The 23,353-nt window shown below is 46.6% G+C and carries 23 protein-coding genes; 21 read left to right on the top strand and 2 right to left on the bottom strand.

The features are described 5' to 3' along the window. Window positions 1-20: 20 nt before the first annotated feature. Window positions 21-737, bottom strand: coding sequence for a hypothetical protein (locus ACKTT9_RS28520; protein ID WP_407868593.1), 717 nt, complete (start codon window positions 735-737; stop codon window positions 21-23). A gap of 212 nt (window positions 738-949) precedes the next feature. Between ACKTT9_RS28520 and ACKTT9_RS28515 the strand changes: the two genes are divergently transcribed. From ACKTT9_RS28515 to ACKTT9_RS28500, 4 genes are read left to right on the top strand one after another with little or no spacing between them, the layout of a single operon-like run. Next, window positions 950-1,930 (top strand): dTDP-glucose 4,6-dehydratase, encoded by a 981-nt coding sequence (locus ACKTT9_RS28515; protein ID WP_407868592.1) that lies wholly within the window; start codon window positions 950-952, stop codon window positions 1,928-1,930. 12 nt (window positions 1,931-1,942) lie between these two features. After that, entirely contained in the window at window positions 1,943-2,857 is a 915-nt protein-coding gene (gene rfbA / locus ACKTT9_RS28510) for a glucose-1-phosphate thymidylyltransferase RfbA (protein ID WP_407868591.1), read from the top strand. Next, on the top strand, window positions 2,854-3,924 hold the full coding sequence (gene rfbB, locus ACKTT9_RS28505) for a dTDP-glucose 4,6-dehydratase (protein WP_407868590.1): 1,071 nt from the start codon (window positions 2,854-2,856) through the stop codon (window positions 3,922-3,924). Before rfbA ends, rfbB begins: the two co-directional genes overlap by 4 nt. Before the next feature lies 1 nt (window position 3,925). Continuing rightward, the gene (locus ACKTT9_RS28500; protein WP_407868589.1) at window positions 3,926-4,507 is read left to right on the top strand and encodes a TetR-like C-terminal domain-containing protein; all 582 of its coding nucleotides are present in this window, start codon (window positions 3,926-3,928) and stop codon (window positions 4,505-4,507) included. Window positions 4,508-4,570: 63 nt separating this feature from the next. Here the strand turns inward: ACKTT9_RS28500 and ACKTT9_RS28495 are convergent, their stop codons facing one another. Then, entirely contained in the window at window positions 4,571-5,908 is a 1,338-nt protein-coding gene (locus ACKTT9_RS28495; RefSeq protein ID WP_407868588.1) for a nucleotide disphospho-sugar-binding domain-containing protein, read from the bottom strand. Window positions 5,909-6,134: 226 nt separating this feature from the next. On the opposite strand from ACKTT9_RS28495, the gene ACKTT9_RS28490 reads away from it, so the two are divergent. The 17 genes from ACKTT9_RS28490 to accD all read left to right on the top strand — a co-directional run bounded on the left by ACKTT9_RS28490 (window position 6,135) and on the right by accD (window position 23,353). Then, on the top strand, window positions 6,135-7,361 hold the full coding sequence (locus ACKTT9_RS28490) for an FAD-dependent monooxygenase (protein WP_407868587.1): 1,227 nt from the start codon (window positions 6,135-6,137) through the stop codon (window positions 7,359-7,361). Next, the gene (locus ACKTT9_RS28485) at window positions 7,351-8,607 is read left to right on the top strand and encodes an acyltransferase family protein (protein ID WP_407868586.1); all 1,257 of its coding nucleotides are present in this window, start codon (window positions 7,351-7,353) and stop codon (window positions 8,605-8,607) included. The genes ACKTT9_RS28490 and ACKTT9_RS28485 overlap by 11 nt, the downstream gene beginning before the upstream one ends. 166 nt (window positions 8,608-8,773) lie before the next feature. Then, entirely contained in the window at window positions 8,774-9,121 is a 348-nt protein-coding gene (locus ACKTT9_RS28480) for a YrdB family protein (protein ID WP_407868585.1), read from the top strand. Window positions 9,122-9,417: 296 nt separating this feature from the next. After that, window positions 9,418-11,790: a beta-ketoacyl synthase N-terminal-like domain-containing protein gene (locus ACKTT9_RS28475; protein ID WP_407868584.1), complete on the top strand. Its 2,373-nt coding sequence runs from the start codon at window positions 9,418-9,420 to the stop codon at window positions 11,788-11,790. 86 nt (window positions 11,791-11,876) lie between these two features. After that, a complete protein-coding gene (locus ACKTT9_RS28470) occupies window positions 11,877-12,164 on the top strand; it encodes a phosphopantetheine-binding protein (protein ID WP_407868583.1) in 288 nt (95 codons plus the stop codon). 88 nt (window positions 12,165-12,252) lie between these two features. After that, window positions 12,253-13,770: a phytoene desaturase family protein gene (locus tag ACKTT9_RS28465; protein WP_407868582.1), complete on the top strand. Its 1,518-nt coding sequence runs from the start codon at window positions 12,253-12,255 to the stop codon at window positions 13,768-13,770. Next, a complete protein-coding gene (locus tag ACKTT9_RS28460; RefSeq protein ID WP_407868581.1) occupies window positions 13,767-14,510 on the top strand; it encodes a 3-oxoacyl-ACP reductase family protein in 744 nt (247 codons plus the stop codon). The genes ACKTT9_RS28465 and ACKTT9_RS28460 overlap by 4 nt, the downstream gene beginning before the upstream one ends. An 11-nt stretch (window positions 14,511-14,521) precedes the next feature. Beyond that, window positions 14,522-15,259, top strand: a complete 738-nt coding sequence (locus ACKTT9_RS28455) for an SDR family NAD(P)-dependent oxidoreductase (protein ID WP_407868580.1) — start codon at window positions 14,522-14,524, stop codon at window positions 15,257-15,259. A gap of 48 nt (window positions 15,260-15,307) precedes the next feature. Continuing rightward, window positions 15,308-16,333, top strand: coding sequence for a 3-oxoacyl-ACP synthase (locus ACKTT9_RS28450; protein ID WP_407873133.1), 1,026 nt, complete (start codon window positions 15,308-15,310; stop codon window positions 16,331-16,333). Next, the gene (locus ACKTT9_RS28445; protein WP_407868579.1) at window positions 16,330-18,243 is read left to right on the top strand and encodes an HAD-IIIC family phosphatase; all 1,914 of its coding nucleotides are present in this window, start codon (window positions 16,330-16,332) and stop codon (window positions 18,241-18,243) included. Before ACKTT9_RS28450 ends, ACKTT9_RS28445 begins: the two co-directional genes overlap by 4 nt. Continuing rightward, window positions 18,240-18,482 carry an acyl carrier protein gene (locus ACKTT9_RS28440; protein ID WP_407868578.1) on the top strand — a complete coding sequence of 81 codons (243 nt, stop codon included), beginning with the start codon at window positions 18,240-18,242 and terminating at the stop codon, window positions 18,480-18,482. Before ACKTT9_RS28445 ends, ACKTT9_RS28440 begins: the two co-directional genes overlap by 4 nt. Next, complete coding sequence (locus tag ACKTT9_RS28435) at window positions 18,482-19,306, top strand: 2-oxo acid dehydrogenase subunit E2 (protein WP_407868577.1); 825 nt, start codon at window positions 18,482-18,484, stop codon at window positions 19,304-19,306. The genes ACKTT9_RS28440 and ACKTT9_RS28435 overlap by 1 nt, the downstream gene beginning before the upstream one ends. Beyond that, window positions 19,296-20,834, top strand: a complete 1,539-nt coding sequence (locus tag ACKTT9_RS28430; RefSeq protein ID WP_407868576.1) for a phytoene desaturase family protein — start codon at window positions 19,296-19,298, stop codon at window positions 20,832-20,834. Before ACKTT9_RS28435 ends, ACKTT9_RS28430 begins: the two co-directional genes overlap by 11 nt. Continuing rightward, window positions 20,831-21,613: an enoyl-CoA hydratase/isomerase family protein gene (locus ACKTT9_RS28425; protein WP_407868575.1), complete on the top strand. Its 783-nt coding sequence runs from the start codon at window positions 20,831-20,833 to the stop codon at window positions 21,611-21,613. Before ACKTT9_RS28430 ends, ACKTT9_RS28425 begins: the two co-directional genes overlap by 4 nt. A gap of 17 nt (window positions 21,614-21,630) precedes the next feature. Then, entirely contained in the window at window positions 21,631-22,098 is a 468-nt protein-coding gene (locus ACKTT9_RS28420) for a 3-hydroxyacyl-ACP dehydratase FabZ family protein (protein WP_407868574.1), read from the top strand. Between the two features lie 5 nt (window positions 22,099-22,103). After that, window positions 22,104-22,493 (top strand): holo-ACP synthase, encoded by a 390-nt coding sequence (gene acpS / locus ACKTT9_RS28415; RefSeq protein ID WP_407868573.1) that lies wholly within the window; start codon window positions 22,104-22,106, stop codon window positions 22,491-22,493. Between the two features lie 2 nt (window positions 22,494-22,495). Beyond that, a complete protein-coding gene (gene accD / locus ACKTT9_RS28410) occupies window positions 22,496-23,353 on the top strand; it encodes an acetyl-CoA carboxylase, carboxyltransferase subunit beta (RefSeq protein ID WP_407868572.1) in 858 nt (285 codons plus the stop codon).

Raw genomic sequence — 23,353 nt, 5'->3', positions numbered from 1 at the left:
CCTCCATTAGTTTCCAGCCGTTACCTTTGCGAGAGGCGGCTTTTTCGAAATAAACTCACAGCCATCCATAGACATCCTATTGCTACAACAAAGCCGTGAGCCACCCTGATTGGCTGAGTTCCCACGAACTGCGGAATGTAGAGCAGAAATCCTAGAGCAAGGGGAATACCGCTCCACTTCGGCAGGATACGCGATTTCCAAATGCCAATGGCGGTTAGGATGCAACCAATTGCCAGTGATAAGAGCCCAATTAGAATCATAGTGAATCCAGGTCCGAAACGGACGACATTCGCCATACCGATTAAGTCTGAGTTCTGAAGCTTAATGGCTTCCTGTCCAATGGCATGCAGGCCAAAAACTTCAGCTCCGTAAAAGGGTAGTGTCAGACCCGTTCCCAGCAAGCTCAAAACAAATCCCAAGAATGCAAGGCGATCCGTGTATGTTTCTTGGAGAAAAAGGTAAAACCCCAATAAGCCAAACGTTAAAAGAATGAATGCGAGCATCGCCATAACGTGCGCAATCAACCATTCCGGTGAGGCGAACGCTGCCGCCCCCGACAAGGATGCTTCATCCGAGAAAGGGCGAATTGCCGGATAAAGGACAAACAGGATGCCGGAGATGCCTAATCCGATGCTTGTCAACTGAATCCGAAACACATTCGCAGATTTGGATGAACTCGTATAGATCTTATTTTCGTGCGTGATCGTCACTTTCCCCGCAGACACACTTGATTTCATGCCAACAGACCTCCAGTAGATTAAGGATAGATTCAACCCTTATGAATGTTATGTTTTCATTATCATAAAACTAATTAACTTAGTTAGTCAACTTATTATTTTATTATTAAATTACTTAAATTAATTGACAGACTAATTATATTAGTCTAAATTCAAAGTAGTTTCATCATAATGAGGACTTAACTGTAACGAGAGAAGTGGAGGGAAAACAAATGCGCATTTTGCTAACTGGCGGTTCAGGGTTCATAGGGACAAACTTGACCAATCATTTGTTTCAACAGCATCCAGACTACACAATCATTAATTTTTCTCCTTACAGAGCGGGAAGCCGGGCTATGAATGTCGCGCGATTCCAAGCAAATCCCAATTACATTTATGTTGACGGAATGATCGAGAATGAGCTGGCTCTTGTACGTGCTTTTGGATTAGGGGTGGATGTCGTGGTGAATTTGGCGGGACAAACGCACATTGACCGAAGTTTGCAGTCACCTGGTTCGCTCATTAGCGCCAATGTCATTGGATCGCAAATGGTCCTGGATATGGCACGGAAGTTTAGCGTCAAACGCGTGATACAAATTTCTTCCGCTGAAGTGTACGGTCCCGTACTTAAGGGGAGCGAGGTGTCTGAAACTTATCGTCTTGCCCCTGTTAATCCATATGGAGCAAGCAAGGTCGCGACCGAATTGATTACTCAGTCGTACCATCAGGCGTTTGGCATGGATACGATTATTACCAGGTGCTCCAACAATTATGGTCAGTATCAGACACCGGAAAAATTGATGCCTCTTGTGATTACGAATGCCCTTCAAAACAGGCCGATTCCGTTATACGGTGATGGGGAACAAATGCGGGACTGGCTGCATATTGAAGACCATTGTTCCGCTCTTGACGCGATTATCCATCATGGAGTCGCAGGTTCCGTTTACAATATTTCGGGAAACCAAACGGCTACGACGAAGGAAATTGTGCAAACGGTGCTTCAATGTTTAGACCGTCCATGGTCATTGGTGCAGTCTGTCCCTGATCGGCCAGGGAACTTTGACAGATACCCGCTCAGTTGTGACAAGTTGACTGCGGATACCGGATGGCAACCGACTTACCGACTCGAGGAAGGAATTCGTGAGACAGCTTCATGGTATCAAAGCAATGCCGAGTGGTGGACCGCTCAAGGAGAAGTAACTACGATCCATTAGGAGGATGATCAGATGAAAGGCATTATTCTAGCTGGCGGGCAGGGGACACGGCTATACCCGCTCACCATTTCCGTGACGAAACATTTGCTGCCCATTTACGATAAACCCATGATTTATTACCCGCTTTCTGTTCTGATGTTGGCCGGTATTCGCGAGATTCTGATCATCGGTACGCAGCAGGATACCCCACGCTACCAAGGTTTGTTCGGAGACGGGAGTACCCTCGGCCTTTCAATTTCTTACGCGGTGCAAGAGCATCCGGGAGGTCTGGCGGAAGCTTTTCTGATCGGAGAATCGTTCATTGGCAACGATGATGTTGCGCTCATTCTGGGGGACAACATCTTCTTCGGTCAAGGTTTTACAGCCATGCTGCAGGAAACGGTGAAAAACAGGAATGGAGCTACCGTGTTCGGTTACCGGGTCAAGGATCCGTCCCGATTTGGCGTTGTCGAGTTTGATGCGAATAATCGTGTATTATCGGTTGAGGAGAAACCGGTGCATCCGAAATCAGACTATGCGGTAACAGGGTTATATTTCTACGACAATGACGTCGTTCGGATTGCCAAGTCGCTTAAACCGTCTGCGCGAGGAGAATTAGAGATAACGGATTTGAATGCTGTTTATTTGGCGCAGAAGAAGCTGCGTGTAACGGTGCTTGGTCGGGGTTTAGCTTGGCTCGATGCCGGTACGCATGATTCCTTAATGCAAGCTTCTCAGTTCATCGAGACATTGGAGAAACGGCAAGGATTCAAGATCGCGTGCATCGAGGAAATTGCGTTTCATTTAAACTATATTAATCAGGATCAGCTCATTCACATTGCCAAACGATTGAAGAACGAATATGGTCAGTATTTGCTGGACATTGTTAAAAGAGATCACAATAAGCACACGACTGCGTCCAATAGAATGGAGGTGCATTTGGCATGAAGCTCTCTTATCCAATGAACCCCAATGCTATCCTGGTAACTGGGGGCTCTGGATTCATCGGCTCCAACTTTATCCTTCATATGCTGTCCAAGTATCCGGATTACGAAATTGTGAACCTGGACAAGTTGACCTATGCCGCCTCGGAAGACTTCAATGAGCAAGTGGAAAAGTTCCCTCACTATACGTTCCTGCATGGATCGATTGAGAATCAAGAATTGGTTGATTTTATTTTTACAGCGTATAACATCAGGGGAGTCGTACATTTTGCAGCCGAATCCCATGTGGACAATTCGATTTCGAACCCCGGCGTATTTGTTCAAACCAATATCGTGGGTACATTCACGTTGTTGAATGCAGCGATGCGGCATTGGATGGAGGGTCCGGGAGCAGTAAAGCCAGGATATGAAGATTGCCGCTTCCACCACATTTCAACGGATGAAGTCTATGGAGCTCTTGGGGAAACAGGAAAGTTCTCGGAAGAAAGCAAATATGCCCCGAATAGTCCCTACAGCGCGAGCAAAGCGAGCTCCGATCTGCTAGTGAGAAGCTTTAACCGCACTTATGGCCTTAATGCGGTAATCACCAATTGCTCCAACAATTATGGGCCACGGCAGCATGACGAAAAGCTCATTCCGACAGTGATTCGTTCTGCCCTTCAATTGCGGCCGATACCGATTTATGGCAACGGCCGCAATGTGCGGGATTGGCTCCATGTGCAAGATCATGTCGAGGCGATTGATCTTGTTTATCACAACGGGATCAACGGCGAGACCTATAATGTGGGCTCGGATAACGAACGCAATAATCTAAGTTTAGCGCTGGAAATTTGCGCGATTCTGGATGAATTGGCATCTGAAAGGCTGAGGGAAGCGGGCTTATCCAGCTACAGCGAACTGATTCAGTTCGTTCATGATCGGCCCGGGCATGATTGGCGTTATGCGATCGATTGCAGCAAAATGTACCAAGAATTGGGCTGGAAAGCCAGTATTCCGTTTGGCTCGGGGCTGCGCCAAACCATTGAATGGTACAGGGAGCTCTATCAGCCGAAACAAACGGTAGGTGTATAAGTTGGCACCAAGAAATAGTATTAACTTAAACGTCATTTTGCAAGCGGCTACAGAAATTGTTGACACAGGCGGGGTGGAAGAATTATCGATCACCTCGCTTGCGCAAAAGCTCGATATCCGTTCCCCATCCCTTTACAATCATTTCAAAGGTCTTCCAGCCATTCGCAAACTGCTCTCCATCTATGGGTTGGAGCAACTACTTAATGTGCTTATCCGTGCGGCAATTGGCCGCTCCGGTGACGAAGCGATTCGCGAAATGGCCAAAGCTTATGTTGCTTTTGCAAGGTCGCATCCCGGTCTCTATGAGGTCACACTCCTGGCTGCTGGACCTCAAGAGCCAGATTCACAGGAGGTCGGGCAAGAAATTGTAGATCTCGTCACCCAGGTGTTGAAAGTGTATCAGCTTGAGGAAAAGGATGCCATTCATATGGCCCGCGCTTTGCGGAGCATTTTGCACGGCTTTGCATCGCTTGAACAAAAGGGAGGCTTTGGTCTGCCGTTTGATTTGGACATAAGCCTACAGACGATTATCGATACGTTCTTGGCTGGGCTGCATGTCCGCTTATCCCAAACAGCTCATTAACTCTATATATAAAATCCCGCATCCTCCTTGACGGAGAATGCGGGATTTTGGTCTTGGCGTTGATTAAGCAAAACTAAGCGTTTTCTCTGAACTTTTTTGAGCCGTTGGATGAGAAACTTCCGATGCCAGGTTTTCGAGACATTGAAGGGAGAGCGAGTAGGCGTCAAGAGCTTCAATCTCTTTTTGCAACTTGGTGACCCTTTGCTTAAAGCTAGGATTGGCAAACAATTGGTCGACCGCCTGTCCGACTTCCTCCGCTGTTACCCGGTTCGATTTAAGGCTGATGCCGATTCCGGACCAGTCGACGCGGGCACTGACTTCACTTTTATCTTCAGATTTCCCCCACACGATAAGCGGAACTCCGTGTTGGATTGCATAATGAACTCCGCCATACCCGGCATTGGTCACCATGGCATCCAGATGAGGCATGAGAAGCGAATAGGGAATAAATCGTTCTACCTTGACATTGTCCGGCAATTGAAAAGATAGATTCGTCAACGGTTTGTTACCCGTTGTAGCTACAACCAGAACGTCCTTATTCGCCAGTGCTTGAATCGCAGGAAACATCAATTGATTAAAATCTTCATTCGCCAGCGTCCCTTGTGTGACAAGTACAACGCGTTTGGCTGTCTGCAATTCCCCCCACCAAGATGGGAGCGGGAAATCATGTGCGGGAGTGGTTAAATTGAAGGGCCCAACAAATTGTACATTGGAAGGAAGATTGCGGTTCGGGTATTCAAATGAAGGGCATGTCCCTTGCAAGTACACATCCGAATAAAAGACGGCTGCGTCAAATACCCAGCGATCCAAGTTAGGAAGTCCCATTTTCTTTAAGATATTGTTAAAATGCTGCTGCTCTTTGCGAAACACGATTTTCTGAACAAGGAAATGCAGCAGGCTGTTCCGGAGACGTCCGAAAGAGGAATCGATAGGCTTGATGCCGAGTCCGAACGGCGCAATGTCTTTGCTGGTGACCGATAAGGGTAGCATGCCGAGACAAACCGTCTTTATTTGATCCCCGCGTCTGCGCAGCGGAATAATGCCCGTGTAGGTAGGGCAGATCACAAGCACGTCTGGTTTGAAGGTTTCGCGAATCGCTTTCACATCCTGATCAAACCCTTCCATGGTGCCGCCAATGATGTTGCGGACCCCCCATTTGAACTGTTTGAGCCCCTTTAATTCCATGTACTTGGGAAAATGTTCGTTGAGTGTGGAGCCGCTGAAATTCTTGAGGTGGGTGAATGGAACGAAAGTGACACCGGTAGACTGAATTTTCTCTTTAAAAAGCGAACTGCCGTACCAGATGACCTCATGACCTCGTTCAACAAGTTTTCTGGCTAAAGGGATTGTCGGATTTACGTGTCCATCAGAAGGCCATACTGCGATTAGAAAGCGTGCCAAATTTTCTCCTCCTAATAACTTTTGATTTGGGGTGTAAAATCGTATGTAGGTGAAGCCAATATGCTAATCTTAATAAATTCTTTACTTCATGTTGTTGTTGACAAACTAAAGTAATTAGTTTAATTTTTATGTGTATTAGCTTATCATAAAGGTCAATATCAGTCAACAGACGTTGGAATGCTTCGGTACCTTGCCGGGGACTAATCAAACTCAAGGAGGATTTGTTATGAATCAAGTCATTCAGGCTGATGTATGTATTGTTGGAGCTGGTCCCGCAGGTGCAATGTTAGGATTATTGCTTGCCAAACAAAGTGATCTTGAAGTAGTGGTATTGGAACAACATCAAGCATTTTCAAGGGAGTTTCGTGGGGAATCGATTTCTCAAGGGTCGGTAGTCATTCTGAATGAATTGGATATTCTCGATGATCTCAAAAAGCATGGGTTTTTGCAGGTGGAGGGGCTGGAGATGTACGACCAGGGGGATAAGATCTTCTCCGTCAATTTTCATGAGTTTCCTTATGAACAGAAGTTTATTATCGATTTGCCGCAACCGGTTTTAATTGGGGCCATATTGGACAAAGCCGGTGAATATCCTAATTTCCATTTGAAAATGGGAGCAACAGGGGTTGAACTCATTGAACAGCATGGGCAAATCAAGGGGGCTGTGTATCGTGAAAAATCCGGGGAATTGGTGACGGTGAATAGTTCCGTCGTCGTTGATGCGAGCGGACGGTACACACGAATTCGCGAGATGGCCGGTATTCCTGCCAAAATTGAACATTTCAAGCGGGATGCCGTTTGGTTCCGCGTACCGCGCCCTGAAGGATGGGAAAGTGCAACCCGGATTAAAGTCGACGGGCATCAGCACTTGATTATTTTGCCTACTTATCCGGATCAACTGCGTGTTGGCATAAACATTGCCAAAGGTGCTTATCAGGAATTTAGAAAACAAGATATTAGCGTTTTCTATGACACCGTTTGTAGACTGGAGCCTCAGTTGGACGGTATCGTGCAGCAACATATTCAAAGCTGGAAAGATACGGTTCTACTTGATATTTTCACGGCAGAGGTATCCCAGTGGTCCCGTGACGGACTTGTCTTGATTGGAGATTCAGCGCATACGGTTTCCCCAATATTAGGACAAGGGGTCAACTTGGCTATTCAAGATGCGTATGAATTGGCGCCTGTCATCTTAGACTATCTTGCACTAAATCCGGAATCGGTCATTCCGCAAGAAGCATTCCAGTCTTTCCAAGCGAGACGCCAGGAACATGTGGGCTTTATTCAAGCATTTCAGGCTGATCAGGAAAAGGAGCTTATGGCTGAAAGCGATGAAGACATGATGAAGAGACGTATGAAGATGCAAATGCTTAATCAGTCTCCTATGAAAGTGGAGCTTGCTACGAAAATGGCGTACGGAATCATTAGAGAGAATCTCATCCATGTCCACTAAATCCAACCTAATGGACAATCGTTTAAGCGGGGCGGATGGATTCAGAGCAATGGCCTGTCTGGCCGTCATTTTCCACCACCTGTCACAATTTCTGGCGATGCAGTCGCAGTCGCCTTGGATGCAGGAACTGCAATCCTTTTTGCTGATGGGGAATGCTGGAGTAAGTGTGTTTTTTGTATTAAGCGGGTATTTATTAGCATCACCGTATTGGCAGAAGTACCTTGACGGCAGCGCATATCCGGATATTAAGCAGTATGTAGTTCGACGCGCAGCTAGAATTATGCCGGGTTATTATATAGCAGTTATAGTTGCAACGTTGATTACGGTTCTATTTCATGTACCAACGGAGCACTTCTGGGCGCGGCTGATGGCAGAACTAACGTTTACGGCAGGATTTCATTACATAACGTTGTTCCCTAATGAAGTGAACGGTCCTTTATGGTCTATTAGTTTTGAAGTCTTTTGTTATGTATTGATGCCTCTGTTTATGTTTGGCCTATATCGATGGATGTTCAAGCAACGGACTATTCGGAATGGGCTGTTGTACTGGGTGGTGGTATTTGTCCTTATCCTAGGTCTAAATCAACTTGTTCACTTATTCTTTTCTACGGGCAGTGAAGGGAAAGGCTGGGACTATGGCTGGATTGGCGGTGCCAAGTATTGGATGCCGAACTATAATCCTGTCGGTTTTTTCGGTCAGTTTACCATTGGGATCTTGGCTGCCGGTGTGTCTGCAGGACTGCGTCAAAGCTCTCATGGAATCAACAGGATTCGAGCCATGGGGGTATTCGATTTTGTGAGTTTAGGAGGACTTCTTGGCTCGTTTGCGCTCCTGTGGTTCGTACGCCACATGCCTGAATTCAGTCTTAGTTTACAAAAACAGCCCTTTTTCTTCCCGTTTTATTCCTTGCTCATAGCCATTAGTTTGTGCGCTGCTTCACAATCGAGATGGGCTGCAAACCTATTGGATAATCGCGTGTTTAAGTTTACGTCTAAAGTGTCATTTGGACTGTATCTTTGGCATTTTGTGATCATTGGTGTCTCCTCGGTCACGTGGGCTAAGGACTTCCAGTACATGGGCACCCAAAGTCTAAGCACTTGGCTCAGTGTGTCCGGTGTCGTTCTAGTCGTCTCCTTTTTATTCGCAACGCTTTCCTTTTATTTCGTTGAAAAGCCGGTACTTCACTGGTCTCACGGTAAGAGAAAATTTATGGGGAATACGCCTCAACCTCTATTGGAAGCGTGACATGATTCATTAATTTCCATGCTTCATTACTGGCTGTTAGGGGTGTCCCTGCAGCTATTTTTTATTTTATTCGTATTTATCATTAATTTTATTTTCAATTTAACTAATAGAATTAGTACAATTGTTACATATACTTATGAGCTATGGAAGGGTGGTGTGGCTAATCTTGTTGATCTTCAGTTGGCTGAACTTAGCGCTCAGAGGGCTTATGGAGCTAGGCATTGTCGTTGCTTTAGCTTACTGGGGGTATCATAGCGGTAAAAACGCGACGCAAAGCACGCTGCTAAGCATAGGAGCGCCCTTGTTAATTTTTGGGTTTTGGAGCTTGTTCGATTTTCGAAAAGTGGTTGCCACGCCTGAACCTTATCGGCTTGTTCAGGAGTTAATCTTATCCGGTTTAGCCGCAACAGCATGGTATTCAGCAGGCCAGCGAACCCTTGGCGTAACGCTTGGATTGATTTCGATCGTACATCATGCCTTGGTGTATGTTTTGGGGGAAAGGCTCTTGAAATAACGAATAGGGAACAGGATAACGTCATTTAAGTATTGAATAAAAATACAAATATAGGTAATTTATTTATTCGCGTTTACAATAATTATATTAGTTAATTAAATAATGATGTTATTTAATTATAAAATAGATTAGTATTAACTTTAACCATTGTAATATTATATCTTAACTATTTTTTAACTTGCCTAATATATTTTATCTTGTTATCTTGAGAATCAATGGAAATATTTGAGTGGAGAGTGTAAAAAGTAAGAAATTATTGAATTTATGTAAAATCTCAAATTAGGGTGGAGGACTTTATGAAACTGAAACCAAAAAAGCGTGTCGTTGTAACAGGAATAGGTATCATTTGTTCGCTTGGAGCAGACAAGTCTCAAGTTCTTGCCAAAATGAAGAAAAATGAAACAGGTATTGGCTCCATGACCCGATTCGAGACAGATAAGTTTATTAGCCGAATTGGCGCCGAAGTGAAGGACTATCACCCAGAGAACTATTTCTCGGTGGAGGAACAAGAACTTTACGACTACTGCAGCCAATTCGGGATTATCGCCGCTAAAGAAGCGATGGCCGATAGCGGTATTGCCATTAACAGTGAGAATGCGGCTCGTTTCGGTGTAGCGTTCGGCACCTGCAACGGGGGAATTAATTCCTTGGAGGAGCAAGCAACGGTTACTGAGCTCGATGTGAAACGGACTTCGCGTTATCCGTTCTTTCAGCAAGGAGACAATATCGCCATGTATTTCGGTATGCAGGGTCCTGTTAATACATTAAATACGGCATGTGCCGCAAGCGGTAATGCGATTGGCTATGCGTACGATATGATTACGACCGGCTACGCCGATAAGATGCTGGCTGGCGGTTCGGATTCCATGTCATCCTCGGTTTATGCCGGATTCAACGTCTTGCAGGCACTGAACACAGTCCCTTGTTCACCTTACAATAACAAGTTCGGTTTAAGCTTGGGAGAAGGTGCAGCTTTCGTTGTGCTGGAGTCCTTGGAGAGTGCACTGGCACGGAATGCCACGATTTATTCTGAAATTTGCGGATACGGTTTGAGCAGCGACGCCTATCATGAAACGGCGCCTGAGCCCGAAGGGAAAGGCATCCAGTTGGCAGTCGAGTTTGCCTTAAGCAACGCTGGCATATCGAAGGATCAGATCGATTATATTAACACGCACGGTACAGGGACGAAGGCGAATGATTCAGCAGAACTATATGGCTTGCGCCAATTGTTTGGCGAAGAGCGATTCAATCAAATTCTGATCAGTTCAAGCAAGGCCTACTTCGGTCATAACTTAGGTGCAGCAGCCTCGATCGAATACGTAACGACGCTTCTGGCGCTGCAAGAAGGATTGCTTCCGGCTACCCTTCATTTTGAAACACCGCGCGAAGGTGTGAATCCAATTAATCTTGTTGTCAACGAGATGAGAGAAAGTGGTGTGAGATACTTCCTATGCAACAACTCCGCTTTCGGAGGTCATAATTGTTCCATCGTTTCTTATAACTGGGCTGATAGGGGGAGAATAACAGAAGAGTTACATGAGTTAAATGAGTTAAATACGGAAGGACCAAAACGAGTAGCTGTCGTTGGACTTGGAACGGTTTCCCGATTCGGACACCGCTCAGGCAGTATTCTTCCTTGGCTTACGGAAGAGGAGATGGCAGTGACGGCAGCAGAGACCACCTTCTCCCTGAAAGAATATAACAAAGAATTATATGAACGTAGAATGAACTCACTTTCCCAATACAGCATTGGAGCCGCACATCTGGCCCTTCAAGATGCAGACCTCTCGATTAATGAGAATAGCTGTGATATCGGCTTATTCTACGGGACATCTCGGGGAAGCTTGGAAAGCGCGCAAAAATATTTATCGGCTATTTTTGAAAAAGGTCCCGAGCATGCGAGTGGCGTCTACTTTCCGGATATGGTGCTGAATTCGACAGCCGGGAAAATTGCTAAGAAGCTAGGCCTTAGGGGTTACGGTACTTCAATGAGTACAGGCGGCAACGATGGATTAAACAGTGCGCTATACGGCTACGAGACGATTCGCGCAGGAATTCAAACGTACAGTCTCATTGGTGCAGGAGACGAGCGTTCTCTATTTTCGAAGCAAGTAGATACAGCCCTAGGTCTGGACAATATTCTCTATGAGATGGGCGAAGGCAGCGCGTTTCTCGTATTTATGGATCTGGAACAGGCGAAGTTGGCAGGAAAAAAAGTATATGCTGAGCTTAAGGGGTTTGGAACTGCTTTTAGCGGAGTCAAAGGCGGCTCTGACGTCAATGTAGTGAAGCGTGTTATAGAGATGGCTTTAGCACGATCCGGTGTTGAAGCTTCTTCCATAGGCTTTGTACTATTTAACAGTTTTCTTGGAACGGACGAGCATTCAGCTGAACGAGAGGCGCTAGATGAAGTGTTTTCCGATAATGACCTGCCTGTGGTGTGTCTGAATGATCGTTTTGGCTATTGTGAGTCTGCTGGTTCTTTATTCCATTTGAGCGCCGCCGTTGATATTTTACATGCCAACAAACAGATTTCTGACAACGGATTGGACGTTGCTGCAGCTGCTGCTTTTGTAAGCAAAGGGATGCAAGGAAACTATGGGCTGGTCGTAAGTTCTTCCATTAACGGAAATTATACAGCCGTTGTCGTTGCCCCTGGAGAGCAATAAGAAGTGTGAGGAACGGTTTCAAGGAACGATTCCTAAGCGGGAGTCGATTCATGAACATATAAAAAAAGATCTGATGGGAGAGAAAAATGATGAAAAATGTAGAAGAAATTAAGTTTGCTATTAAACAAAATATTTTGATTGACCGCCTTGAGCTGGAGGACATTACGGCAGAGGAAATCGAGGATAATGCTCCATTGTTCGGTGAAGGTCTTGGACTGGACTCCGTTGAGGCTCTTGATGTCGTAGCCGGGTTAGAAGCGGAGTTTGGCGTCAAATTGCACGGTATGAATCAAGAAGCAATCAGAAAGCACTTCTATTCGGTAGAGACATTATCCCAATTTGTTTCCGAGCAATTGTCCGCTGTAGCGAACTAACCATCGGCACCCACTCTGCTGTGCAGCCGACGATCCCCGTAGCAACACGCTGATCGCCGGCTGCCGGAACTTTGGAGGTATATCGGAAATGAAGGAAGTTACGATCATCGGTGCAGGTCTTGGCGGGTTGGTCAGCGGAGCCATGCTTGCTAAAGCCGGAATGAAGGTTCGGGTTCTGGAGCGTCATTTTATTCCGGGCGGTTATGCGACTTCTTTTACCCGAAAAGTAAAGGGCATCGTGCGTCCGGTCGAATTCGAAGTATCGCTGCATCTGATGGGAGACCTTGGCGAGCAGGGTGCTCTTCGTGAAGTATTAAACGAAATAGGATTAATGGATCATGTTGAATTCCTTCGTGCCAAAACACTTTATCGAGCTGTATTTCCTGGAGATGAGATCCGGGTTGATAATTATGAAACCTACATGCAAGACCTGGGGACCAAGTACCCGGATGAACGGAACGGAATCAAGCGGTTATTTGAACAATTTTGTCAGCTTCGCAAAGAGATCCTCTTAATGATGAACAAAACAAATCAAGGGCAAGCAAATGATTTATTCCAAGATGGCCCAACTGTATTAGCCTATAACAATTTATCTTTGCAACAGGTGCTTGATCAGTTCCTGACGAGCGCAGAACTCAAGTCCATTATTGCTCAGCAGTGGCAGTATTATGGACTTCCCCCTTCCCAGATATCCGCCGTTTATTATGCTTACGCATGGACGGAATATATGCTGAATGGCGGTTATTATCCCAAAGGTCGTTCCCAACAAATCTCCAATGCTCTCGTTCAAATGATCAAGAACCATGGGGGAGAAGTACTTACACGGCAGCACGTCACGCAAATTCAAGTGGAGAATGGAGCCGTGAAGGGCGTTACAACGCTGAAAGGTGAATTTGCATCAGATGTTGTTATCTCCAATGTGGACCCCATGCAGACGTTTGGCAAGATGATCGGATACGATCAGCTGCCACGCCGATATGTCAAAAAGATTGAATCGCTCAAGCCGAGCCTCGCGTGTGTTCAGGCTTATTTGCTGCTGGACATTGACTTCCCTAGCGTTTATGGGGAGACGGATCATGAAATATTTGTTAACGAGCATTATGACCTTGAGCAAGCCTACGAGGAAATGCGGAATGAAAGCTACGAGACCATGCCGTTTAGCATTACGATCTACGAAAACCTGAATCCTTCTTATCAAGCTGATGGTAAAACCACGATGTCTTTGTTTGTGTTAAGCCAGTATGATGGCTGGAATAAAATCGATGAAGAAACTTATCGGCAGAAAAAAGAGGCGGTCACCCGCATCCTGATCAATAGGCTGGAGCGATTGTACCCGAATGTAAGCGAGCATATTCTTTATGCAGAGCTCTCGACTCCGCGAACGAATCATGCCTATACCAGCAACTGGCATGGCGCTATTTATGGCGCACAGCAATCGGTGGATCAGTGTCTGCATCGCAGGCTGCCCCAAACGACCCCCATCCAAGGCTTGTACTTGGCAGGGGCATGGACACAGCCAGGGGGAGGATACAGCGGAGTTATTTGGAGCGGATATAATTTGGCCAAGCAACTAATGCTTCAGAACAAAGAGGTGGTACTGAGATGATGATGAAAGATCGCGTAGCAATCATAACAGGCGCTACTCGTGGGATTGGGAAGGCGATTTTGTACAGGTTTGCTGAGGAAGGCGCAACGGTCGTGGGTGTATATGCCAGCAGCGATCAAATGGCACAAGAGATCCAAGAGGACCTTCGTTCGAAGGGCATGAAGGTTACCTTTTTCAAAGGCTCGATAACTGACCAGGGATTCATTCGGCACATGATGGAGCAAATGATAACGGAGTACGGCAGCATTGATATTTTGATCAATAATGCGGGCATTGTGGCCGACAATTTCTCTTCCCAGATGCTGCTGGATGAATGGAACCGGGTGTTCCGCACGAACTTCGAAGGTACCTACTGTTGTTCGAAAGAAGTCATTCCGTATATGGAGCGCAAGGGCAGTGGCAAAATCATAAACGTGATTTCGGTTACCGGTGTTCTAGGCCGTGAAGCGCAAACGAATTATGGAGCATCCAAAGGTGCCATCATCGGCTTGACTCGCATGTTGGCCCGGCGTTATGCATCCAAAGGGATTTATGTCAACGCGATCGCTCCCGGAATGATCAATACCGAAATGATCGGTCACGTCCCTCAGGACAAGCTGGATAATTTTCTCTTGCATACGAATATGAAGAGACTGGGGGAGCCACGGGAAATTGCGGATTCGGTCCTCTTCCTGGCCAGCCCGATGTCCGATTATGTGGCGGGCAGCGTGTTGAAAGTGGACGGCGGCTTTATCAGATAGGAGGAGACAGGATGAACAAGTCGATCTTTATTACAAATGGGCAGCAAGCATTCAACCAAATGATTGCGACTCGCATGCTGTCAATTGGGCATCGAGTTGTGCTGCACATCGAAGGTTCGGAGCAAGGGATAGCATACGCTCGTTCTTTGGAAAGTGATGCCGCTCAAAGACTTCATATTGTGAATGGTATGCCCGCTGAAGAAGCGGAATACGCCGCCATGATGGAAGAGGCTGTCTCTGTCATGGGTGAGCTTGATGTCATGATTCATGGCAATGAAATGCTCGATGAAGAGAGCATGTTCGAAGAGGGGCCGGATGAATTTGGAGAACAAATTCCTGCCCTGTTTGAGCGGATCTTTTTGTGGAACAAATCAGCGGTTAGTCATATGATCAAGCGTAAATCCGGGAAAATTGTGTTTCCGATCATCTATGACACGCTCTACTATGATGAATATCCTAGTTCTCCGATCATGAATCATGGCAAAATTTCTATGATGAAATGTTTGTCACGAGAATGCAGTGCCTTTCGCATTGACGTCAATGTCATGACATTTGGTTACCATGATGCCGATTTTGAGAAGAGTGAGAAAAAAGAAAAGCAACGAAAGCTGGAGATCTACGGGTTAAAGCCGGTGATGAAGCCGATGAGCGAAATGCTGGCGATGTTGGATTTCATTATTCATGCGCCTAACAGCTTGATAGGAGGGCAAAATTTCGAAATTGGCATCGGCGTGGAAACCAATCTATAGGTTGAAATTCGACATTCTTACTCAGGGGAGGAAAATCATTTGAAATCCGTGAAGCTCATTGGAGTTGCCACCGCGCTTCCAGGGAATCCGGTTCCTAATTCCAAGATGGAAGAGGTATTTGGACTGCGTGAAGATTGGATCGACCTCATGATCGGTACAAAAACACGGCATTTTGCCGTTGATCTGGACGAGAAGTCCGTCAAATTCCAGCTGCAAGAACTCGCCTATGAAGCAGCACAGAAAGCCATTACAAGAGCAGGTCTCACGAACGACGAGATTGACTTGATTGTGATGTCGACGGCTACGCCGGATCATTTGATGCCTGCAACGGTTAATCTGGTAGCCGACCGGCTCGGGATGAATCGGATACCCACTTATGAAATTCAGGCCGGGTGCTCTGGAGCCATTCAAGGCTTGGAAGTTGCGTATCGCTTCTTGCTTACAGGAGCCTTCACGAATGCACTTGTTATCGGAGGAGATGTTTGTAACAAATACATGAGCTTCCGCCGTGATTTCAAAAAGCTGCGCTCCTCGGAATTGATCAATCTAGCTTTGTTCGGCGACGGAGCGGGAGCGGCTGTGTTATCCACGGATTCGGAGCATGAAGGCATCACTATTTCGCATATCGTCAACCGCTTTGAGGGTTTAAACCGGGAGCCAGGTCAAATGATGAATTGGTTCGGTCTGCAAGAAAGTCCGGAAGAGGGCAAGAAAGTTCAGTCTGCTAAGGAGGACTACAAAGCGATTGAACGGGATGTTCCCGTTATGGCCAAAGAAATGTTGGAGGAACTCTTGGAGAAGTTGCAATGTCCCGTCGAGTCTGTTGCTCATTATTTGCCTCCGCAATTAGGCGGACATATGACCGATCGCATCGTGCAATCCCTTGAACTTGATTCAACGAGGACAATCAATTGTGTCGCTGAGACAGGAAATAACGGGAATGCGCTCCCGTATTTGCAGTTGGAGCAGCTGATCGACAGAATGCACCCTGGAGAAAAAGCGGTTTGCATTGCCATTGAATCCTCCAAATGGATTAAGACAGGCATGGCTTTAACGAAAGAGGAAGCCAGATGATAACTAATAAAGAACTCATTGCAAGCATTCGTCAAATGAAGAACGATGGCTCGCTCGGTGCGAATCGGCAACAGGTCGTCGGTGCCATTCAGGCAAACCGCGATGCCATGTTTTGCGAAAGAATCGGGTATATGTTGAAAAGCGTTGCTCATGATGCTTGGCAAGAAGCAGATACACAGCCTATAAAACCGTTGAAAGTAGCAGTGCTCAGCAGCTTCACAAGTGATTCTTTTCCGCTCATGCTTAGACCTCTATTGTTGTGCGAAGGCGTCTGGCCTGACGTGTACGCAGCAGGGTTCAATCAATATGTGTATGAGCTAATGAATGCGGGCAGTGGCTTATACGAGATGTCTCCGCAATTGACGGTTTGCCTGCTGGATGAACATACCGTCATGGAAGAACTGCCTCGTGATTGGGATGTCGCTGATCTGGAGCTTGCTTGTGAAAGAAAGCTGGAGCAGCTGGGGCAGCTCGTAGGCATTTATCAAGAGCATTGCAAAGGCTTGCTGGTGTTCAATACAGTTCCGCTGACTAGCGAAACGTATAATACCAAAATCGATTATAAGACGAAAGCCAAGATCAGTCGGATATGGCGATCCTTCAACATCGGGCTTTTGGAGTTGGCTAATGCTTGGAGTCAGGTCATCGTAATGGATACGGAAATTTTGCTGCAAGAGCATCAAGTAGCTAATCTTTCCGACCCGCGATTAGTGCAATATGGAAGCTTCCATTTGAGTCAGGACGTTTTGTTTGCTTACGCATCAGAAAGTGTAAAAGTAGCAAGAGGCATCTTGGGCTTAACCAAGAAGTGCCTTGTCCTTGATTTGGATAACACGCTATGGGGCGGAATCGTGGGAGATGACGGAATCAACGGCGTGCAATTGGGCGATTCGGCACCGGGCAAAATTTTTGTGGATTTTCAAAAAGCAATCCGGCAGTTGAAGAATCAAGGTGTTCTGTTGGCGGTGAGCAGCAAAAATGAAGAGTCCGTCGTGCGGGAGATGTTCGAAACGCATCCGCATATGCAGCTTGGTTTGGAAGATATCGTCATCATTCGTGCCAATTGGGATCCTAAACACGAGAATATTAAAACGATTGCCAGCGCACTGAATATCGGGCTCGATAGTCTGGTATTTATTGATGATAATCCATTCGAGCGGAATCTGGTGCGTGATTCATTAACTGATGTCACAGTGCCCGAACTGCCCCAAGACCCTTCCTATTATGCCCAGTCTGTATTATCTGCCGGCTGGTTTAACCTGAACAAGCTGACATCGACAGATTTGGAGCGTACGAACCAATATAAACGGGAGGTTGAAAGGGAGCAGTTGAAGCAATCCAGCGGTTCGGTAGAAGATTATTTGCATTCGTTGGATATTCAAGTGAATCTTTTACCCGCTAATGGCTTTAATCTTCCTCGACTTGCCCAGCTAACGGTGAGAACGAACCAGTTTAACATGACGTCCAGACGCTATCAGGAATCAGAGATCGAACAATTCGAAAACAGTGGCGATTATTGGGTGTTCGGATTTCAGACCAAAGATCGCTTCGGTGACTACGGATTAATTGGCTGCGTACTTGTGGAGAAGTCAGAGACGGCGTGGCGGATTGATAATTTCATGATGAGCTGCCGGGTATTTTCCAGGAGGATTGAGACCGCCATTATGCGTCATGTGTTATGGAAGGCCAAAGAAGAAGGCGTTCAGGAAGTGTATGGGGAGTACATTCCTACGGCAAAGAATGTGATTGTGAAGGATTTCTACGTGCTGCACGGGTTTGAACGCGTAGAAACTGATCAAGATGCTCCCATGGATGAGGGGAAGCAGCAATTTGTTCAACGATTGCAGAACATACCTGATGAAGTTGCATGGATTAACATGTTAACCGGAGAGGAGATTGCTGCTCAATGAGTTCAATGATCGGGATGAAAGCACTCAAGGAAGTCGTTGCCGACGTACTGGATATGGACGAAAATGACCTGCACGATGAAATGAGAATGGAAGAGCTTCCGGATTGGGATTCCGTAAATGCGGTGCGTTTAATGGTGCATTTGGAGTCGGCCTTAGGTGTACGTCTGCCGGTTGAACAAGTGATGAACGCACAAAGTCTGAAGGATTTGCTTATCGCCGCAACCGAGGAGGTTGTTTAATGATTCGTGCCAGGGGCAAGACGAGCATTTTACCTATGCCGCAGGCAAGAAGACATACTTATCACTTTTTGGATTATGCCAAGGAATTCAAAACGGTTTATTTAGACACAGAGATTGATATGTCAGCTGTTAAGCAGCGAAGATCTGAACGTGCAGCAGCTGGAGAGCGGATTAGCTATCTTGTTTATTTGATCGAGGCTATATCCCGGATCCTTCAGAAGTATCCTGAGGCCAACGCTTCCGTCAAGCATGGATTGATTCCGAAAGTGGCTGTGTATTCGAACATTTCAGCTAAGTTCACCATGGATAAGTCGATTGGCGGGAGTCGGGTCGTATTATCGGGACTCATTGCAGATTCGGACCAAAAGTCCTTGGAAGAGATGCAGAGGGTGATCGAATACTATCGTGACAGAGATGTTGACGATATTGCTGAGTTCAACGGCGTGCGCAAACTTCAGTCTCTGCCGATGTGGCTGGGCAAAATCGCTTACCGCCTGGCCATGGGAAAGCTGGAAAACCGTGACAAGCTGCAAGGGACGTTCACCATCACCTCTCTAGGACATCGGCCGATCCAAGCATTTTACCCGATAATTTCGAATACCCTTTGTTTTGGGGTAGGAACCACCCAAGACAAGCCCGTCGCAATAGCAAGTCAAATTGTGATTCGCCCGATAATGAAATTAAGCCTCGCTTTTGATCATCGGGCTATTGATGGAGCCCTTGCCGCCGACATCCTCGCTGAAGTAAAGGAATTTCTGGAGTTTCATGCTTCATCTATTCAAACAAACAATGAGGAAAAAGAGGTGAGTTTCATTGGCTCGTAAACCTAAAAAGGACAAATATGATGTCATTGTGATCGGTGCAGGTATGGGGGGCTTAGGGGCCGCAGCTTACTTAGCTCAACAAGGTTACTCTGTGCTAGTAGCCGAACGGCATTATTTTGCCGGCGGGTATGCGCATTCGTTTGGCAGGCATAAGTATACATTTGATGCTGCTGTTCGCATTGTTGCCGGTGCGGAGAAACACGGATTGCTTCATGACCTGCTTAGCAAAGCGGGACTTGCGGATAAACTGCCTTTTATTCAGCTGCCTGAAATCTTTACAGCCATTTATCCCGAACACCGTTTCACGGTGCCAAGACAAGTGGAGGGACTGATCGAAACCTACGCTCGCCTTTTTCCGAGTCAAAGAAACGGGTTTGTGAATCTCGTCCACGACATGCAGCAAATCTATAACGCAACGATTGAGCTGCTTCATGCCCGTGATCCGTTTCATGTCATGTCCAACCAGGTCATTATGAAATACCGTTATATGACGTTCCATGAACTGCTCTTTAAGCATTTGACGGATGAAAAAGCTGCGTATACGTTTGCCGCACTTTGGAGCTATTATGGAGCCCCACCAACACGAGGCAGCGCGCTATATTTCGCTTACGCCATTATGAGTTATTTTAATGAAGATATTTACTATTTAAAAGGAAGCTTTCAAGAACTGGCTAATGCTTTCGTGGAACGTATTGAAGAATGCGGTGGCGAAGTATGCCTGCGCAATGAAGTGAAACGGATTGTTGTTGAAGATAAGCAAGCGAAGGGAATCGTTTTGCAAACTGGAGAGTATGTGCAGGCGCCGATTGTTATCTGTAACGGAGATCTGAAAAAAATGGTGCACGGGCTCGTCGGGGAACAGCATTTCCCTGCCAGATATGTGAAACGCCTCGCTGAAATGACGGTTTCCATGTCGGCGTTCGAAGTTTTTATCGGAACCGATTTGCCTTTGGAATCGTACGGGCTGGCTCATGAAACGTTCATTTACAACCACTATGACTACTCCAAAACATATGATCAACATTTGAATTTGAAGCAATCGGGTGTTGATGGTTTGTGCGGTCTTGCTATTTCATGCCCGACGCTGGCTGATGCAAGTTTAGCCCCGCAAGGAAAACACACGGCGATTCTGACGACGCTTGTTCCTTATGATGTCGGTGCCGATTGGAAAACGGAGAAGCCTAAGTATCAAGAAGCTTTAATACGTATGGCGGAAAAAGCCATACCGGATTTAGGCCGTCATCTCGATTTTGTTGAATCCGGCTCGCCCCTGACGATGGAGCGATATACAAACAACAGCCAAGGCGCTACCTACGGTTGGGAGCAGAACATGAAACAGATGACTTCGCGTCCACAGCACGGTACACCGATTGCTGGACTTTATCTATCCGGCCACTGGACCGATCCGGGCGGAGGTGTTGTATCCGCATTGCTATCAGGCTATAAGCTGTATCATAAAATCATAAATGAAACCTCTTCTTCGTCAAACGAGATGAAATTACTGGTTCAGGCAGGTGAAGGTTTATGAGCTCGATACAAGTCGACGATAAAGAAGGGATTTATTACATTTTAATGAACAACCCTGAAACGAAAAATAGTTTGGACCTGGCAATGGCGACTGAACTATATGAAGCTGTGCGAGAAGCGAATGAGAACCCGAGCTGCAATGCGATTGTGTTCCTTTCCAAGGCGCGAGCGTTTTTTTCCTCCGGTCCTGCACTGGATGAACTCATTGAACTATCCACGCTTCAGAATGGGGCGGCTTTATTGTCCGAGGTGGTGGAGAAACTTAATCAAGTGATTCTGGAAATCTATCATTCTCCCAAACTGACCATTGCAGGGGTTCATGGATATGCCTATGGCGGCGGTCTTAACATTATGCTTGCTTGCGATTACCGAATCGCTGAAGAGAAAGCGAAGTTTATCGAGAACTTCCATTATATGGGGTTTACTCCGGACCTCAGCGCGAGTTATTTCCTACCTCGTTATATCGGACTCTCGCATACGATGGAGTTGCTGTTGACCGGACGCATGTTTACTGCGAAGGAAGTGGCGGATTGGGGGCTCTTTCATGATGTCGTAGAGAAAAGAGCAGTCATGCTGGAGCGCATTGATACGTTATGCCGTCAGTTCGTGCAAGGCGAATCCAGGAATCTGCAGCGGATGAAAGAGCTTCTTCGCACGTCGTTTTATTCCACTTTGGAAGAGCATTTGGAGAAGGAGAAACGGTATCTGACGGATTGTTTGAACTTTCCTGAGCTTACTGGCCGTTTAAAAAGCGTTGCAGGGATGTCGCTGACTAATTGACAGGGGGTTAATAACGAATGAGCGTATTGGAACAAAAGAGAATGGATGTGCTGAACAGACCGCCGCACCAGATCTTGAAGCAAGCTCCTCCGTTCCTATTTATCGACCGCGTGATCCGTTTGGAGGGCAGTACCATCGAATGTGTGAAAAATGTTGCTTATAATGAACCGTATTTCGCCGGTCATTTCCCAGGGGAACCAATCGTTCCTGGCGTTCTGATGATTGAGATGGCCGCACAGGCAAGTATGCTGCTATCGATTGCCTTGGAAGATTTGGATAAAGCGGAAGCGCGCATCGGCTATTTGGTACGAACGCAAGATTTCCGGTTTATTAATCCAAGCAGACCAGGCGACACTTTACACATCATCGTGGAAATGAAGGAGAAGCTCGGCAACTACCATACCACCAAGGTGCGCATCATCAATGGGAGTACACAAGCCAAAGTAGCAAAAGGCGAACTGATCTTTTTCCTCCCCGAAGGATAGTCGCTATGTTGATAGGGATCGGGCTAGATTTGGTGGATATCGAACGGATTCAGAAAATCGTGGCAAGAGAAGAAACCTCCTTCATCCGGTTGTTGTTGTCAGAACGGGAGCTCCATCTGTACGAACAATTGCGGGCTCCGAGGCGGAAAACGGAATGGCTTTCTGGACGTTTTGCCGCTAAGGAAGCCGCATCCAAGGCACTGGGGACGGGGCTTTCGAGTATTGTAACACCCAAAAGCCTTGAGATCGTGCCAGACAGCTTGGGCAAACCGGAATTGTGGATGCCAGCTGTAATAGTGAATCAGTACAAGGAGCCCATTCGTTCCCATGTCACAATTACGCACACCAAACATACCGCGGCAGCGGTTGTCATGATTGAAAGGGTAGAGGTGTAGCCATGTTATTTCAAAGGAAAAAATCGTATGCCACAATTGCCTCGGCATCAGACCGTACTCCGCCTGAAATCCCCGACGGGCTGTTAAGCAAATGCCCGCAATGCACAGCGATACAATACTTTAAAGAGCTGGACAAGAACGCCAAGGTATGCTCGAAATGCGATCACCATTTCAAACTGAGTGTGCCTGAGCGAATTAAAGAAACCTTCGATGAGGGCAGCTTTAAGGAATTTGACGCGGACATGATTTCCGAGGATCCACTCGCATTTCCTGGGTATCCGGATAAATTAGCGGTACAGAAGGAGAAGTCGGGCCTTAAGGAGGCCGTTATTACGGGAGAAGGCAAGATTAACGGAATGCCTCTTGTTGGCGTGATCATGAGCTTTGACTTCTTCGCAGGAACGATGGGCTCGGTGGTCGGCGAGAAGGTGACGAGGGCGATCGAATCTGCGATGGCAAAAAAACTGCCGCTGCTTATTTTCTCCACATCGGGTGGAGCCCGTATGCAGGAAAGCATCCTTTGTTTGATGCAGATGGCCAAAACCAGCGCAGCGATCGCCAAGTTTCAGGAACAGGGCGGATTGTACATTTCTGTCATCACCAATCCGACCTACGGTGGCGTTTCCGCAAGCTTTGCCATGCTTGGCGACATTATCTTGGCCGAGCCCGGCGCTGCTTTCGGATTTGCCGGACGTATCGTTATTGAACAGACGATTAAACAAAAGCTACCCGATAACTTCCAGAAATCGGAATTTCATTTGGATCATGGTCAACTGGATCGGGTTGTTCATCGGAAAGAATTGCGAGCAACGTTAGCTCAATTGCTGGAGCTTCATCCATCCCATAAGGAGGTTGTGTAA

The sequence above is a fragment of the Paenibacillus sp. P36 genome, assembly GCF_045866505.1.
GTDB classification, from domain to species: Bacteria; Bacillota; Bacilli; order Paenibacillales; family NBRC-103111; genus Paenibacillus_E; species Paenibacillus_E chondroitinus.
The sequence above is the reverse complement of the archived record's forward strand: the minus strand, read 5'-3'. Positions and strand labels throughout refer to the sequence as shown.